General features: G+C 61.5%; 12 protein-coding genes. 6 read left to right on the top strand and 6 right to left on the bottom strand.

Annotation, left to right across the window (positions count from 1 at the left end):
- Positions 1–87 precede the first annotated feature (87 nt).
- Entirely contained in the window at positions 88–2,178 is a 2,091-nt protein-coding gene (locus tag HU762_RS23630) for a mechanosensitive ion channel family protein (protein WP_186641039.1), read from the bottom strand.
- Between the two features lie 276 nt (positions 2,179–2,454).
- On the opposite strand from HU762_RS23630, the gene HU762_RS23625 reads away from it, so the two are divergent.
- Genes HU762_RS23625 through HU762_RS23610 form a run of 4 tightly spaced genes read left to right on the top strand, consistent with a single transcriptional unit; the run spans position 2,455 to position 6,476 of the window.
- On the top strand, positions 2,455–3,381 hold the full coding sequence (locus tag HU762_RS23625) for a DUF72 domain-containing protein (protein ID WP_186641037.1): 927 nt from the start codon (positions 2,455–2,457) through the stop codon (positions 3,379–3,381).
- Positions 3,378–4,190, top strand: coding sequence for an endonuclease/exonuclease/phosphatase family protein (locus HU762_RS23620; protein ID WP_189664496.1), 813 nt, complete (start codon positions 3,378–3,380; stop codon positions 4,188–4,190). The genes HU762_RS23625 and HU762_RS23620 overlap by 4 nt, the downstream gene beginning before the upstream one ends.
- Entirely contained in the window at positions 4,187–5,485 is a 1,299-nt protein-coding gene (clsB, locus tag HU762_RS23615; protein ID WP_186641035.1) for a cardiolipin synthase ClsB, read from the top strand. Before HU762_RS23620 ends, clsB begins: the two co-directional genes overlap by 4 nt.
- Positions 5,472–6,476, top strand: a complete 1,005-nt coding sequence (locus HU762_RS23610) for a lysylphosphatidylglycerol synthase domain-containing protein (RefSeq protein ID WP_186641033.1) — start codon at positions 5,472–5,474, stop codon at positions 6,474–6,476. The genes clsB and HU762_RS23610 overlap by 14 nt, the downstream gene beginning before the upstream one ends.
- Positions 6,477–6,541: 65 nt before the next feature.
- On the opposite strand, the gene HU762_RS23605 is transcribed toward HU762_RS23610, so the two are convergent.
- The 3 genes from HU762_RS23605 to HU762_RS23595 form a co-directional block, all read right to left on the bottom strand.
- The gene (locus tag HU762_RS23605; protein WP_186641031.1) at positions 6,542–7,300 is read right to left on the bottom strand and encodes an alpha/beta fold hydrolase; all 759 of its coding nucleotides are present in this window, start codon (positions 7,298–7,300) and stop codon (positions 6,542–6,544) included.
- Positions 7,290–8,399 (bottom strand): DUF3182 family protein, encoded by a 1,110-nt coding sequence (locus tag HU762_RS23600; RefSeq protein ID WP_186641029.1) that lies wholly within the window; start codon positions 8,397–8,399, stop codon positions 7,290–7,292. The genes HU762_RS23605 and HU762_RS23600 overlap by 11 nt, the downstream gene beginning before the upstream one ends.
- A 199-nt stretch (positions 8,400–8,598) precedes the next feature.
- Complete coding sequence (locus tag HU762_RS23595) at positions 8,599–9,582, bottom strand: GlxA family transcriptional regulator (protein WP_186641027.1); 984 nt, start codon at positions 9,580–9,582, stop codon at positions 8,599–8,601.
- 97 nt (positions 9,583–9,679) lie between these two features.
- Between HU762_RS23595 and HU762_RS23590 the strand changes: the two genes are divergently transcribed.
- The gene (locus tag HU762_RS23590; RefSeq protein ID WP_186641025.1) at positions 9,680–10,237 is read left to right on the top strand and encodes a cysteine hydrolase family protein; all 558 of its coding nucleotides are present in this window, start codon (positions 9,680–9,682) and stop codon (positions 10,235–10,237) included.
- A 235-nt stretch (positions 10,238–10,472) separates the two neighbouring features.
- On the opposite strand, the gene HU762_RS23585 is transcribed toward HU762_RS23590, so the two are convergent.
- Together HU762_RS23585 and HU762_RS23580 are read right to left on the bottom strand one after the other, a co-directional pair.
- The gene (locus HU762_RS23585; RefSeq protein WP_186614519.1) at positions 10,473–10,997 is read right to left on the bottom strand and encodes a single-stranded DNA-binding protein; all 525 of its coding nucleotides are present in this window, start codon (positions 10,995–10,997) and stop codon (positions 10,473–10,475) included.
- A 9-nt stretch (positions 10,998–11,006) separates the two neighbouring features.
- On the bottom strand, positions 11,007–12,404 hold the full coding sequence (locus tag HU762_RS23580) for an MFS transporter (RefSeq protein ID WP_186641024.1): 1,398 nt from the start codon (positions 12,402–12,404) through the stop codon (positions 11,007–11,009).
- A 169-nt stretch (positions 12,405–12,573) separates the two neighbouring features.
- Here HU762_RS23580 and uvrA point away from each other — a divergent pair, with 169 nt between their 5' ends.
- Positions 12,574–15,408, top strand: a complete 2,835-nt coding sequence (uvrA, locus tag HU762_RS23575; RefSeq protein WP_186641022.1) for an excinuclease ABC subunit UvrA — start codon at positions 12,574–12,576, stop codon at positions 15,406–15,408.
- Positions 15,409–15,412 lie beyond the last annotated feature (4 nt).

The following is a 15,412-nucleotide window of genomic DNA, read 5'->3' as shown; positions in this document are numbered from 1 at the left end:
GTGGGAATGCAGCCCAGGACGCTCCGCGTCCCTAAAGCCGAACGCGGAGCGTCCGTAGAGGCATCCCCACGCAGAGCGTGGGAACGATCAAGATTGAGCTTGATCAGGCAGCTCATCCCCCGACTTCGGCTCCTCGACCAACCGCTTCGGCATCATCACCTGCTGGGGATAAGTCTGCGCGAAATGCACCGCAGGGTCGTTATCCACAAGCTTTTTCAGTCGTTGGTTGAACGCCCGGCTGACCGCGTATTGTCCGCCCGACACGGTGCGGAACTGGGCCGTCAGTACCACGCCGTTGAGGTCCATCTTGTCCACCCCGAATACATCCAGCGGCCCTTGCAGGTTGAATTTGAGGAACGGGTCTTCGGAGATTGAATGGCCCGCTTCGCGGATCAGTTCAATGGCGCGGTCCACGTCGGTGTCGTAGGTGAACTGTACCGAGAAAAACGCAAAGGCAAATTGCCGGGACTGATTGGTTACGGCCTTGATCTGGCCGAACGGCACCGAATGCACGAAGCCCTTGCCGTCGCGCAGGCGCAGGGTGCGGATGGTCAGGCCCTCCACGGTGCCGGCATGGCCGGAGCTCAGCACCACCCAGTCGCCGATGGACAGCGTGTCTTCAATGATGATGAACAGTCCGGTGATGACGTCCTGCACCAGTTGCTGCGAACCAAAGCCGATCGCCAGCCCCACCACTCCGGCACCGGCCAGCAACGGCGCGACGTTGATGCCAAGGTTGGCCATGGTGGTGATTGCGCAGATCACCACCAGGATGATTTTCGCGGCGTTGCGCAACAACGGCAGGATGGTCTTGACCCGAGTGCTGGGTTGGCGGGCGCCGCGCTTGTTGAGCGGCGGCTTCAGGGCTTCCTGGATCGCCGTATCAAGCACGACCCACGTCAGCCACGTCACCAGGAAGATCAGGCCGATGCGGCTCAAGGAATCGCTGATTGCCCGGCCAAGGGCATTGCGCGAGGCGAACTCGAACAGGGAAATGCCCCAGATCCGTCCAAGGATCTCTATGAATGCCACCGCCATGACGATGCGCAACAACGCGTGGAGCAAGCTCAACAGTCGCCCCTTGTAAGCGCTGTTGCGCTGGATGACCTCGGCCTTGGGGGACTTGAAAATGTGCTGGAACACGGTACTGAGGAACACCGTCGCGATCAGCAGGATGGTGGTGAACAAGGCGCAACGCAGGGCTTTCTGATTGTCTTCGCCGACCCCGATCAAGCTCACCGCCGAGACCAGCACCATCAGCAGGATCGGCCAGTACCAGAGCCCGGAGAAAATCCGCAGCGATTCCTGCAGCGCCGGCTGTTTCAGGCGTTGGGCCAGCGGGCGGTTGCGGATCAGGTGGGCCACCGGTCGGCGCATGTGAATCACTAGCCAGCCGAAAATCATCGAGGCCGACAGCCCGGTGAATACCGCGACGCTGCTGGTAATGTTGCCGCCCAGTTGCCGAGCGATCTGCGGGCTGGTCAAGGCATCGCTGAGGGCAGCCAGAAAACCGATCATGAACAGCGGCCGCGGACTGAAACGTCGAATCATCGCTACCGCCCGTCGTTTGTGGCCGGCGTTGAACATGACGATCACGCAGAGCAGCACCGATGTCGAGACGATGCCGCTACTGGTGGCGTAGGCAAAGCAAAGCGCCAATGCCCGGCCGACTGAAACTTGCAGGAAATGGCTGACGTAAAGGGTCAACGGCAGGCAAGCCACGGCAGGCAAGGTGTAGGGCAGCAGGTAACCGAGCAGGTCTCGCACACGCTGGCGGGTGCGCAACCAGCGGCGGCGACCCAGGCGCCGCACCAGCAATCGCGCGCTGGCCCAGATCAGCGCAAACGCCCCTAGCCAGACGCCGGAGAGCAAGAGGAAATCCCCCGCCACGCGCCACGTGGAACGAGAGGTCTGGTCCACCAGGCGATCCACTTCGTCCGCCGCCCGGTCCGCACGCAGGCGCCAGGCATCGACCAGGCTCTGGTTGAGATCGAGTTTGTCCTGGACATCGTCGATGCTCGAGCTGATTGCCCCGAGCAAGCCGCCCTGGACCAGCGGCTCGGGTTCGGCGGGAGCCTCACTGGGCGCAGAGGTGCCAGGGACAGCGGCGGTCCCGTAGGCGCTGGTACCGGTCAACGTCAACAAGGCCAGCAGCAATGCAGTACTCAATCGAGACAAAACGCGAGGCTCCTTCGGACAGGGTCGGTAAGGAACTGATCGATAATGGGCCGGCAAGTTCGCTCGGAAGGCCAATACAAAACCTTGTGGCGAGGGAGCTTGCTCCCGCTGGGGCGCGCAGCGGCCCTGTTTTTTGGGGCTGCTACGCAGCCCAGCGGGAGCAAGCTCCCTCGCCACAGGTTCACTGCCGCCGGGCACTCCAGCGAAACTTTCCAGCCCGCGCGGCAGTCATCAAAAGACACAGGCGGTACGAGGTCATTGGCACGGGAGGGATACATGACGGCGATCCACATTGGCATTTCCGGTTGGCGCTACACGCCTTGGCGGGGAGATTTCTACCCCAAGGGACTGGTTCAGAAACGGGAATTGCAATTTGCTTCGCGAGCGGTCAACAGCATCGAAATCAATGGATCGTTCTACGCCCTGCAACGTCCCGAACGGTATGCCCAGTGGTACGCCGAGACGCCGTCCGACTTCGTTTTCAGCGTCAAGGCGCCGCGCTTCATCACCCATATCAAGCGCCTGCGAGACATCCATAAGCCGTTGGCAAATTTCTTCGCTTCCGGGGTGCTGGAGCTCAAGGAAAAGCTCGGCCCCATTCTCTGGCAGTTTCCGCCCAGCTTTAAATTCGACCCCGAACTGTTTGAGGATTTTCTCAAGCAATTGCCCCACGACACCGAAGCCGCCGCCGCGCTGGCCCGCGAGCACGAGCCGCGCCTGGATGGACACGCCAGCACCGAGGCGGACAAAAAGCGTCAGCTGCGCCATGCGGTCGAGATCCGTCATGAAAGCTTCATCGACCCTCGCTTCGTCGCCCTGCTCAAGCGCTACGACGTCGCCTTGGTGGTCGCCGACACTGCCGGCAAGTGGCCCTATCGCGAAGACGTCACGAGCGATTTCGTCTATCTGCGCCTGCACGGTGCCGAGGAGCTGTATGCCAGTGGCTACTCCGACGAGGCGCTGCAACGCTGGGGCGATCGAATCGAAGCCTGGAGCCACGGCAGCCAACCGGGCGACGCGCACCTGATCGACCCGAAAAAGAAACCCCGGGCCCGCAAGAGCCGGGAGGTGTTCTGCTATTTCGACAACGACATCAAAGTTCGCGCGCCGTATGACGCGCGCCATCTGCTGGAGCGTTTTGACCTGGACAAGAATCTCGCCACCGCTCCCGGCGTGCGCCCGGCCGAAGGGGTCTTGCCATGACCACGCCAGAATCCAGCGAAGCCACCCGCGAGCCGATCCCAGACGTGGCGCAAGACCTTGATCGGGTAAACCGCTTCACGGTGCTCACGGTGAATACACATAAGGGATTCACGGCGTTGAATCGACGTTTCATCCTGCCGGAACTGCGCGAAGCGGTACGCAGCGTATCCGCCGACGTGGTGTTCCTGCAGGAAGTGCATGGGACCCACGAACACCATCCCCAGCGCTACAGCAACTGGCCGAGCATGCCGCAATACGAATTCCTCGCCGACACCCTCTGGCCGCAGTTCGCCTATGGGCGCAACGCGGTGTACCCGGCGGGCGACCATGGCAACGCGTTGCTGTCGAAATTCGAGATCATTCGCCATGACAATCTCGACGTCTCCATCAGCGGCCATGAAAGCCGCGGCATGCTTCACAGCGTGCTGCGCCTGCCGGGCGGCGAAGGGCAAGAAGTCCACGCGATTTGCGTGCATTTGGGGCTGCGCGAAGGCCATCGCATCGAACAGCTGAAACTGCTTTGCCAGCGCCTGAGCGAATTGCCCGCCGGCGCCCCGGTGATTGTCGCGGGCGACTTCAACGACTGGCGCGGCAAAGCCAATGATCTGCTCGAGCCTTGCGGCCTGCGGGAAGTGTTTGCCGAACAATGGGGCAAACCGGCGCGCAGTTTCCCTGCGCGCCTGCCGATCCTGCGCCTGGACCGTATCTACGTGCGCAACCTCAAGGCCCATCATGCCCAGGTATTGAATGTACGTCCCTGGTCGCACCTTTCCGACCACGCACCGCTGTCGGTGGAGATCGAATTATGAGCGCGACGATGAACAAGGCGACGGTGGAAAAGATTGAAGTCCCGCCGACCGAACGCAACCCGGCGCTGGCCGATATCGAATACGGCTGGCACGGCAACAACCGCGTCACGCTGCTGGAAAATGGCGAGGAATATTTCCCAAGGGTTTTCGAGGCCATTCGCCGCGCCCAAGAGGAAATTCTCCTGGAGACCTTCATTCTGTTCGAGGATAAGGTCGGCGTTGAACTACGCGACTTGCTGGTCGATGCCGCCCGGCGCGGCGTGCGCATCACAGTCAACCTGGACGGTTTCGGCTGCGGCGAGTTGACCACCGAATTTCTCGCATCGTTGAGCGATGCCGGGGTGCGCTTGCAGATGTTCGACCCGGCGCCCCGACACCTCGGGATCCGCACCAACTGGTTCCGCCGCCTGCACCGCAAGATCGTGGTGGTGGACGGTGTCATCGCGTTTATTGGCGGGATCAACTTTTCCGCCGATCACCTCGGCGACTTCGGTCCCGAGGCCAAGCAGGACTACTCGGTGGAGATCAAAGGCCCGGCGGTGGTGGATATCCATCACTTCGCGCTGCTGCAAAGCGGCCGCCCGGCTCGGGCCAAGTATTGGTGGCAACGTCGCCGCAACCGTCGCTCCGAGCTGGCCTTCAATGACCATGACGGCCAGGTGCGCCTGGTCTATCGCGATAACCATGAGCACCAGACTGACATCGAGGAGGTCTATCTGCAGGTGCTGCGCAGCGCCCAGCGCCGGGTGGTGATCGCCAACGCCTACTTCTTTCCCGGTTATCGCTTGCTGCGTGAGATCCGCAACGCCGCCCGGCGTGGCGTCGAAGTGCGGCTGATCCTGCAAGGGCAGCCGGACATGATGATCGCCAAGCTCGCCGCGCGGATGCTCTATGACTATCTGCTCAAGGCCGGTGTGACGATCTACGAATATTGCGAGCGACCATTGCACGGCAAGGTCGCCTTGGTGGATGAAGATTGGAGCACAGTGGGCTCGAGCAATCTCGACCCGTTGAGCCTGTCGTTGAACCTGGAAGCCAACGTGCTGATCCGCGACCGGGCGTTCAACCGCGAGCTGTTCGAGCGCCTCGATCACCTGAGTCGCAACCATTGCACGGTCATGCCCGAGAACCACGCCCCGCGTGGGCTGCTGTGGCGCATGACCATCGGCTTCATGGTGTTCCACTTCTTGCGTCACTTCCCGGCCTGGGCCGGATGGCTGCCGGCTCATAAACCCCGTTTGAAACCTTTCTCACCGCCGACGGCGGTCCGGAGCGAACCCCATGAACCACTCTGAAGCGCACACCGCGCCGAGAGATGATGCCCATGCGCCGGAACAGGCCAAGCCAAAATCCCGCTGGAGCCGCTGGAAACGGCCGCTGACGCTGGCCTTCTTCCTGCTGCTGATCGTCCTGTTTACGGCATTGGCCCGACGTATCGACTGGTCGGAGGTGTTCACCACACTGGCCGACTTCAAGCTGCGTACCTTGCTCATCGCCGCCGCGCTGACGGTGGCCAGTTTCATCACCTACGCCTGTTTCGACCTGATCGGCCGTACGTACATCCGGCAAAAACTCGGCTGGCGGCAGATCTTGCCGGTGGGGGTGATCAGCTATGCCTTCAACCTCAATCTCAGCGCCTGGGTCGGTGGCATCGCCATGCGTTATCGGCTGTACTCGCGACTCGGGGTCAGTAACGGCAATATCGCCAAGATCCTCGGCCTGAGCTTGGCCACCAACTGGTTCGGCTACATGACCTTGGCCGGCGTGGTATTCAGCAGCGGCCTGGTGACGATGCCGCCGGGTTGGAAGTTGAGCAGCAACGCACTGCAAGGCGTCGGCGTGCTGCTGTTGCTGATCAGCGCCGGATACCTGGTGGCGTGCCGCTTTTCCAAACGCCGGGCCTGGACCGTTCGCGGCATGGAAATCAACCTGCCGTCCCTGCGCATGGCCGTGTTGCAATTGGCACTGGGGGCGCTTAACTGGTCGTTGATGGCCGCGGTGATCTTCACACTGCTGCCTGGCAAACTGGATTATCCGGTGGTGCTCGGGGTGTTGATGATCAGCAGCATTGCCGGGGTGATTACACACATTCCGGCGGGGCTCGGGGTGTTGGAGGCGGTGTTCATTGCGCTGCTGCAACACGAGGTATCGCGGGGCAGCCTGTTAGCGGGATTGATTGCCTACCGGGCGATCTACTTCATCCTGCCGCTGTTGGTGACCGTGGTGATGTACCTGGTGATCGAGGCGAAGGCCAAGGCGCTGCGGGTCAAGCCTGGCACCAAGTGAGGGACTGGCTGGGTTGGCCCCTGCACGGACAGGCGTGCGGGGCCGGGCCTTATTAATGCTGGAAATTACCGCTCCTGAATGATGCTCAAGCGTTCGCCCACCACCATTTCCGTGATCCAGCCCACCAGGATCGAGGTGTAAGCCTGCTGTGATATGGGGTCACTCAGGGAATGGTCGGCGCCGTCGATAATCCTATGAGTCAGTGAATGAGTCTGCTGGCAGGCGGCTCGGTAACTCATGATGGTCGCGTGGGGCACGTGGTCGTCGGTCTCGGATTCCACCAATAACACGTCGCCGGTGAACTGCGAGCAGGCCTGCAAAGCGCGGTTGGTGTCGGCGTGTACCAGCGTACTGCGGTAATCGAGCAGGTCGGCCTTGTCCAGGTCGCGCTTGGGCGTGTGCCATTGCTCGTCGCGGTACAGCGCCGGCACCCGCAAGGCCAACCAGCGCACCGGTCGCAGCGCGGTCAGTATCGAAGCCAGGTAGCCGCCGTAACTGGTGCCGACCACGGCAATCGCCGAGGTGTCCAACGCTGGGTGGGCAAGCAGCCGGTCGTAGGCCGCCAACAGGTCCCGCAGATTGTCCTCGCGCGTGACACGCGACAGCGGGATTCCGGTCCCGCCCGTGTGCCCGCGTAAATCGAAGGTCAGGCACACGCAGCCCAGGCCGGCGATGCCTTTGGCCCGTTCCAGGTCACGCTCTTGGCTGCCGCCCCAACCGTGTACGAACAACACGCCGGGAACCTTCGATTTTGGGCTCAGGAAGGTCCCGTTCATGTGCTCGTCATCTATTGCAATCTGGATCGTTTCGCTTCTAGCCGTCATAGGGTTGAACCGTTACGTATTTGAGTAGGAAATCACTGTTTTCCGCCGTGCCGCGGTAGATTTCAGTGGCGCCGGCCGGCAGCGGCTGGTCGGTGTAGGTTTCCACCGAAGAGACGCGAACCGCGCGGGTCGAAGGGTCTTCGACAAACACTTGAAGTGCCGCCACTTCCGCGCTGCTGGCGCCGCCCATGCGCCAGGATTGTTCCAGCACACCGCCGCGTGGTTGTCCGCCGGTGTCGACGCCCTGGGCGATGTCGTAATTGCGCCGCGAGGCAAAGAAGGTCGGAAATGCCTGGTTGGCCGCGTCATCAAATACTTGCGCCAGCCGCACCGCCTCACGCACATCGTCCGGAAGCTCCAGGCCGAGCAACTCGATGTAGCCACCCTGCACCACCAACAGGTCCGAGCCGCCGTAGACCTCGAGTCCTTCATTGTCGTGGGTGAGGTGTTGCACCCCGCAATAGCTCATGACCTTGCCATTGATGAAGCTCTGGCCGACGCTCTGGGTCCTGACTCCGCTGAGGTTCTGCTCAAGCACCACACCGTCGCGAAACACTGACTGGGCGTCAGGCGCAGCGACAATTTCATCAAACTCGGCGAGGCTGCTGATCACCCGTTGACCGCGTCCCGCGCAGGCATGAATCGGCTTGAAGCGAATCGGCCCCGCATAAAGCAAATGTTCAGCGGCTGGGCGCGCATCCTTGAGCGAGAACACGCTGACCCCGTCGAGCACCACGCCACGGGTCAGTTTGGCGAACAGCGGCGACCACCCCTTCGGCGCAACCGCATCCTTATTCAAGAGACCATGGGCGATCGCCTTGGTGCAGATAAAATCATGGTCGACGTAGCCGCCCCACAAGTCCTCTGGCCCCTTGATGCCAAGGCGCAATGCGGCCTCGGCACCGATCAGCGTTTGCGTGGGCAACAGATACAGGTCCCGTCCTGCATGCTCGCGGCTGTCATGACTGCCGCCGTACTCCAAGCCCAGGATGTTCGCCAGCCAGCGGGCCAGCGCCCGATTGGTCTCGACTTCATGCTGCGGTGCGTGGGGATTGACTGAATGGGCCACTACCATTTTGTTGCGATGGATGGACGTCATGCGTTGTCCTTCTTAACTGCGCTCAATAGCTGTAGCTATAAGGATTGCAGAGATCAGGCCAACGGCGTGTTGGGGGACGAACGGTCAAGGAAACGGGCACAAACGTTCGACCCTGTGGCACAGGGCCTGTTTCATTCTGCACGACCGCCAGTGGGCATCCGGCAAATTGCACGACACAGGGCACAACATCAGGATGAGCTCAGCCCTTTGGGCTCACGCCAAATCTCGTACGGTAGTCACTCGGCGCCAGCCCGGTGATTTTCTTGAAGGTCGATCGAAAGGCGCCCGGATCCTGATAACCGACGGTCCAGGCAATGTGATCGATGGTGCCGTTGGTAAACTCAAGCATTTCCCGGGCCTTGCCCACTCGCAGGTGCTGGCAGTATTCGGTGGGCTTGAGCCCGGTCGCCGCGCGGAACCTGCGCAGGAAAGTGCGCTCTTCCAGCCCGGCCTGCTCAGCCATCGCGCCAAGGGAAACGTCCACCGCGCCGCTGCGTTGCAGCCAATGCTGGACCTTGAGGATCGCCCCGTCACCGTGCCCGAGGATCGGCGCGAAATTGCTGCCGCACTGGCTCGCGCTGTCGCTGTGCTCAATCACCAGAAACTGCGCCGTGCGCGTGGCGATACTGGGCCCAAGCAGACGATCGACCAGGCGCAGTCCAAGCTCCGACCAAGCCATCAGCCCGGCCGTGGTGATCAGGTCGCCGTCGTCGACAATGGGTTTATCGGCGTCGAGCTTGATCTTCGGATAACGCGCCGCAAACGTCTTCGTCGAGGTCCAGTGGGTCGTGGCGCTGCGCCCATCCAGCAAGCCGCTTTCGGCCAGCAGGATAGACCCGATGCACACCCCGCCCAGCACCGTGCCGCTGGCATGGAGCGTGCGCAGCCAATCCATTAGCGTCGGCGAGACCAAGTCTTCGTTGAAGCCGGCAATAGATGGCGGGATGAGCAATGCCAGCAACGGGCCCGCCGGGCCGGTCTCGCTGTCGAACACCCGCCGTGGCGCCTCATTGTTGTCGGTCTGCCAATGACTCACTCGTAACCGCGGCAACGCTGCGCCGGCATGCTCGGCCGCGATCCGCTGTGCCACGGCGAACAGGTCGGTCAAGCCATGCACCGCGGCCATTTGCGCGCCGGGATAGATGAGTACCCCAAGCTCGGAGATTGCCGTTTGCTGCGCCATTGTCAGTTTTCCCTCGCTTATTGTCGTTGCGGCCAATCCTCGGCCCGGCGGTAAACGCCAATACTGGCGCCCTACCCCACCTGATCAAGGAAGCCTCATGTCCAAGCAAGCGCTCATCGTAGTCGATATCCAGAACGACTACTTCCCCCAGGGAAAATGGCCATTGGTTGGCGTCCAAGCCGCCGCCGATAACGCCGCTCGGTTGATCGAAGCGTTTCGTCAGGCCGCAAAGCAAGTGGTGCACATTCGCCACGAATTCACTTCCGACGAAGCGCCATTCTTCACGCCCGGCTCCGAAGGCGCGCAGTTGCATCCCAAGGTGCTCAACCGCCCGGACGAACCGGTGGTCCTCAAGCATTTCGTCAATTCGTTTCGCGAAACCGAACTGCAAGCCATCCTCGACCAGCACGGCATCGAGCAACTGGTCGTGGTCGGCAGCATGAGCCATATGTGTATCGATGGCGTCGCTCGTGCAGCGGCGGACCTGGGCTACGGCGTCACGGTGATTCATGACGCGTGCGCGACTCGCGATCTTGAATTCAATGGCGTGATCGTCCCAGCCGCCCAAGCACATGCGGCCTTCATGTCGGCGCTGGGGTTTGCTTATGCAAACGTGGTGAGTACCGAGCAATTCCTGAGCGACAGCCAAGCGTAGGCGCAGGCATAAACAGCAAGCGAAAATGACTAGGCGTGTGTGAGCGGTTACGACGAGGATGACCAGGTTTTTCTCCCAGAGCTCGCCGTATGAAACGTGGATCTGGATTTGTGACTTGGATCGCTTTGCTTCTTGAAACCACGAGCCAGGCATGCGCCCAACAAACAAAAGCCCCAAGGGCAAATTGCACTTGGGGCTTTTTTGAAACTACTGGCGCTATAGGATCAGCCAGTAATTAGAACGGAATATCGTCATCAAAGCTGTCGAAATCCGGAGCCGGTTGCGGCGCGGCCTGTTGCGGAGCGGCCGGGCGCTCGCGTTGTGGCTGTGGCGCCGACTGCGGACGAGGCGCCTGCTGACGCGGAGCCGGAGCCGACTGCTGGTAGTTGTTGCCACCTTGCTGTTGGTCGCCCTGCGGACGGCCGCCCAGCAATTGCATGGTGCCTTGCATGTCGACGACGATTTCGGTGGTGTAGCGCTTGATACCGTCTTTTTCCCACTCGCGGGTCTGCAACTTGCCTTCGATGTACACCTGCGAACCCTTGCGCAGGTATTCGCCAGCAATCTCAGCCACCTTGCCGAACATCGACACGCGGTGCCATTCGGTCTTCTCGACCTTCTGCCCGGTCTGCTTGTCGGTCCATTGTTCGCTGGTCGCCAGGCTCAGGTTGGTCACGGCGTTGCCATTCGGCAGGTAGCGAACTTCTGGATCCTGGCCGCAAGTACCGACCAATATGACTTTGTTAACCCCACGGGCCATAACGTTCTCCTAGGCTTCGCACGCTGCCGGGGCCGGGTTGTTCACCAGGCGCTCGAGCGTCGCACGATCCAATAATTCGGTGTCCAGTTTGATATATACGGCCGCTTCGTCGGCGACCACCACTGCATCGGTTACTCCAACGACGGCCCTGAGGCGCTCGGCCAGGCCTGCTTCGCGGATGGCTTCGGGCGACAACGGCAAGCGCAGGCTCGTCACATACGGAGGTTCGCGCATGGTAACAGCAAAGAGCAGCCAAAGTGCAGCCAGCGCGGCACAACCCAGGAACACAACCGACAAACCGCCATGCTGGAACAGCCAGCCGCCGAGGATGCCGCCCAGCGCCGAACCGAGGAACTGGCTGGTGGAATAAACCCCCATGGCCGTGCCCTTGCCGCCCGCTGGCGAAACCTTGCTGATCAACGACGGCAGCGACGCTTCCAACAGATTGAACGCGGTGAAGAACACCACCGTGCCGATTACCAGCGCTCGAAGGCTGTCGCCGAACTGCCAGAAGAATAGCTCAGTGAGCATGAGCGTCACGACGGCGCCGAGCAAAACTCGTTTCATTTTGCGTCGCTTCTCGCCATAGATGATGAAAGGGATCATGGCGAAGAATGAAATCAGCAGCGCAGTCAGGTAGACCCACCAGTGCTGTTCCTTGGGCAGGCCGGCCTTCTCGACCAATGCCAGCGGCAGCGCCACGAAACTCGACATCAGCATCGCATGGAGCACGAAGATGCCCAGGTCCAGGCGCAGCAGGTCCGGGTGCTTGAGCGTTGGCAGTAGCGCCTGGCGAGCCACGCCGGATTCACGGTGCTGCAACGGCCCGGTGGAGCGCGGCACGATGAACGCAACGATCAGGATGCCGACCAAGGCCATGGCGCCGGTGGCCAGGAACAGGCCCGACAGGCCGAAAGCCCGGGTCAACAGTGGGCCTACAACCATGGCGACCGCAAACGACAGGCCAATCGTCATGCCGATCATGGCCATGGCTTTCGTCCGATGCTGTTCGCGGGTCAAGTCTGACAACAAGGCCATGACCGCTGCGGAAATAGCACCCGCTCCTTGTAGGATCCGTCCGGCAATCACGCCCCAGATCGAGTCCGCATTCGCCGCCAGGACACTGCCGAGAGCGAACACAATGAGCCCCAGGTAAATCACAGGCCGTCGGCCGATACGGTCGGAAATCATCCCGAACGGAATCTGGAAAATCGCCTGGGTCAGGCCGTAGGCACCGATCGCCAAGCCGATGAGGGCCGGGGTCGCGCCCGCCAGGTCCATCCCATAGGTCGCCAGCACCGGCAACACCATGAACATGCCCAGCATGCGGAAGGCGAACACCAGGGCCAGGCCGCTTGCCGCGCGGGTCTCGCCGCTACTCATGCGCTCGCTGTGGGGATCTTGCATGGAAAAACCTCGTGTGAACCGGCGGGGATTCTACCAGTCCCATCGATTGAGGGGGTATAGGGCGACCGTTTGCCGCGCAGTCTTCATGCAGGGCTTGCGATAGTGTGCATCCATCCAGTGTTTACCCGTATACTCCTACGTTTTCGACGCCCGCCGAGCGAGGCCACTTTTGGACAAGATCCTGATTCGTGGGGCCCGTACCCACAACCTGAAGAACATCGACCTGACCCTGCCACGGGACAAACTGATCGTCATCACCGGCCTGTCCGGATCCGGCAAATCTTCCCTGGCCTTCGACACCTTGTACGCCGAAGGCCAGCGACGCTATGTCGAATCGCTGTCGGCCTATGCCCGGCAGTTCCTGTCGATGATGGAAAAACCCGACGTCGACACCATCGAAGGCTTGTCGCCGGCGATCTCCATCGAACAGAAGTCGACCTCGCATAACCCGCGGTCGACGGTCGGCACCATTACCGAGATCTACGATTACCTGCGCTTGCTGTATGCGCGAGTCGGTATTCCGCGCTGCCCAGATCACGACGCCCCGCTGGAAGCCCAGACCGTCAGCCAGATGGTCGACCTGGTGCTGGCCCAGCCGGAAGGCAGCAAGCTGATGCTGCTCGCACCGGTGATTCGCGAGCGCAAGGGCGAGCACCTGATGGTTTTCGAAGAGCTGCGCGCCCAGGGTTTCGTTCGTGCGCGAGTCAACGGCAAGTTGTGCGAGCTGGACGAGCTGCCGAAGCTGGATAAACAGAAGAAGCATTCGATCGATGTCGTGGTCGACCGCTTCAAGGTCCGGGCCGACCTGCAACAGCGCCTGGCGGAGTCCTTCGAAACCGCGCTGAAACTGGCCGACGGCATAGCACTGGTAGCCCCGATGGACGACGAGCCCGGCGAAGAGATCATCTTCTCCGCACGCTTCGCCTGCCCGATCTGCGGCCACGCCATCAGCGAACTGGAGCCCAAGCTGTTCTCCTTCAACAACCCGGCCGGCGCCTGCCCGACCTGCGACGGCTTGGGGGTCAAGCAGTTCTTCGACACCAAGCGACTGGTCAACGGCGAGCTGACCCTGGCCGAGGGGGCGATTCGCGGCTGGGACAGGCGCAACGTCTATTACTTTCAGATGCTCGGTTCGCTGGCGGCCCACTACAAGTTCAGCCTGGACAAACCGTTCAACGAGCTGCCCGCCGACCAGCAAAAATCCATCCTGCACGGCAGCGGCTCGCAGAACGTCGATTTCAAATACCTGAATGACCGCGGCGATATCGTCAAGCGCTCCCACCCGTTCGAAGGCATCGTGCCGAACCTGGAGCGTCGCTACCGCGAGACCGAGTCGGCCAGCGTGCGCGAAGAACTGGCGAAGTTCCTCAGTACCCAGCCCTGCCCGGATTGCCGTGGCACCCGTTTGCGCCGGGAAGCACGACATGTGTGGGTCGGTGAAAAAACCCTACCGGCGGTGACCAGCCTGCCAATCGGCGATGCCACCGTTTACTTCGGCGGCCTTAAGCTCACTGGCCGCCGTGGCGAAATCGCCGACAAGATCCTCAAGGAAATCCGTGAGCGCTTGCAGTTCCTGGTGAACGTCGGCCTGGACTACCTGACCCTCGACCGCAGCGCAGACACCCTATCCGGCGGCGAAGCCCAGCGTATCCGCCTGGCCAGCCAGATCGGCGCGGGCCTGGTGGGGGTGATGTATATCCTCGACGAACCGTCCATTGGGCTGCACCAACGCGACAATGACCGGTTGCTCGGAACGCTGAAACACCTACGGGACATCGGCAACACAGTAATCGTGGTCGAGCATGACGAAGACGCGATTCGCCTGGCCGATTACGTGGTGGACATCGGCCCAGGCGCCGGCGTGCACGGTGGGCATATCGTCGCTCAAGGCACCGCAGCCGAAGTCATGGCGCACCCGGACTCGCTGACAGGCAAATACCTGTCGGGCCGGGTGAAGATCAAAGTGCCGGCCAAGCGCACCCCGCGCAATAAGAAGCTGTCGCTGACCCTTAAAGGGGCTCGCGGCAACAACCTGCGCAACGTCGACCTGGAAATCCCGATCGGCCTGCTGACGTGCGTTACCGGTGTCTCCGGCTCCGGCAAGTCGACGCTGATCAACAACACGCTGTTTCCTCTCAGCGCCACAGCCTTGAACGGCGCCACCACGCTTGAAGCTGCCGCTCACGACAGTATCAAGGGCCTGGAGCACCTGGACAAAGTTGTCGACATCGACCAGAGCCCGATCGGTCGGACGCCGCGTTCCAACCCTGCGACCTACACCGGGTTGTTCACGCCGATCCGCGAACTGTTCGCCGGGGTACCGGAATCCCGCTCACGGGGCTATGGCCCTGGTCGGTTCTCGTTCAACGTCAAGGGCGGACGCTGCGAAGCCTGTCAGGGCGACGGCTTGATCAAGGTGGAAATGCATTTCCTGCCCGACATCTATGTCCCGTGCGACGTGTGCAAGAGCAAGCGCTACAACCGCGAGACCCTGGAGATCAAATACAAGGGCAAGAACATCCACGAAACCCTGGAAATGACCATCGAGGAAGCCCGGGTGTTCTTCGACGCGGTACCGGCGCTGGCCCGCAAGCTCCAGACGTTGATGGACGTAGGGCTTTCCTACATCAAGCTCGGGCAGTCGGCGACGACCTTGTCTGGCGGTGAAGCGCAGCGGGTCAAGTTGTCACGCGAGTTGTCCAAGCGCGATACCGGCAAGACTTTGTATATCCTCGACGAGCCGACCACAGGTCTGCACTTCGCCGATATCCAACAGTTGCTCGACGTGCTGCATCGCCTTCGCGACCACGGCAACACCGTGGTGGTAATCGAGCACAACCTGGACGTGATCAAGACTGCTGACTGGCTGGTGGACCTGGGCCCGGAAGGCGGTTCCAAGGGCGGTCAGATCATTGCCGTGGGTACGCCGGAGCAGGTGGCCGAGATGAAGCAGTCATACACCGGCTACTACCTCAAGCCATTGCTGGAACGTGATCGGGACTGATTTC

The sequence above is a fragment of the Pseudomonas sp. SWRI92 genome (genome assembly GCF_014268685.1).
Lineage (GTDB): Bacteria > Pseudomonadota > Gammaproteobacteria > Pseudomonadales > Pseudomonadaceae > Aquipseudomonas > Aquipseudomonas marvdashtae.
Note: the sequence above shows the minus strand (reverse complement) of the source record. Positions and strands in the feature narration are given on the sequence as shown.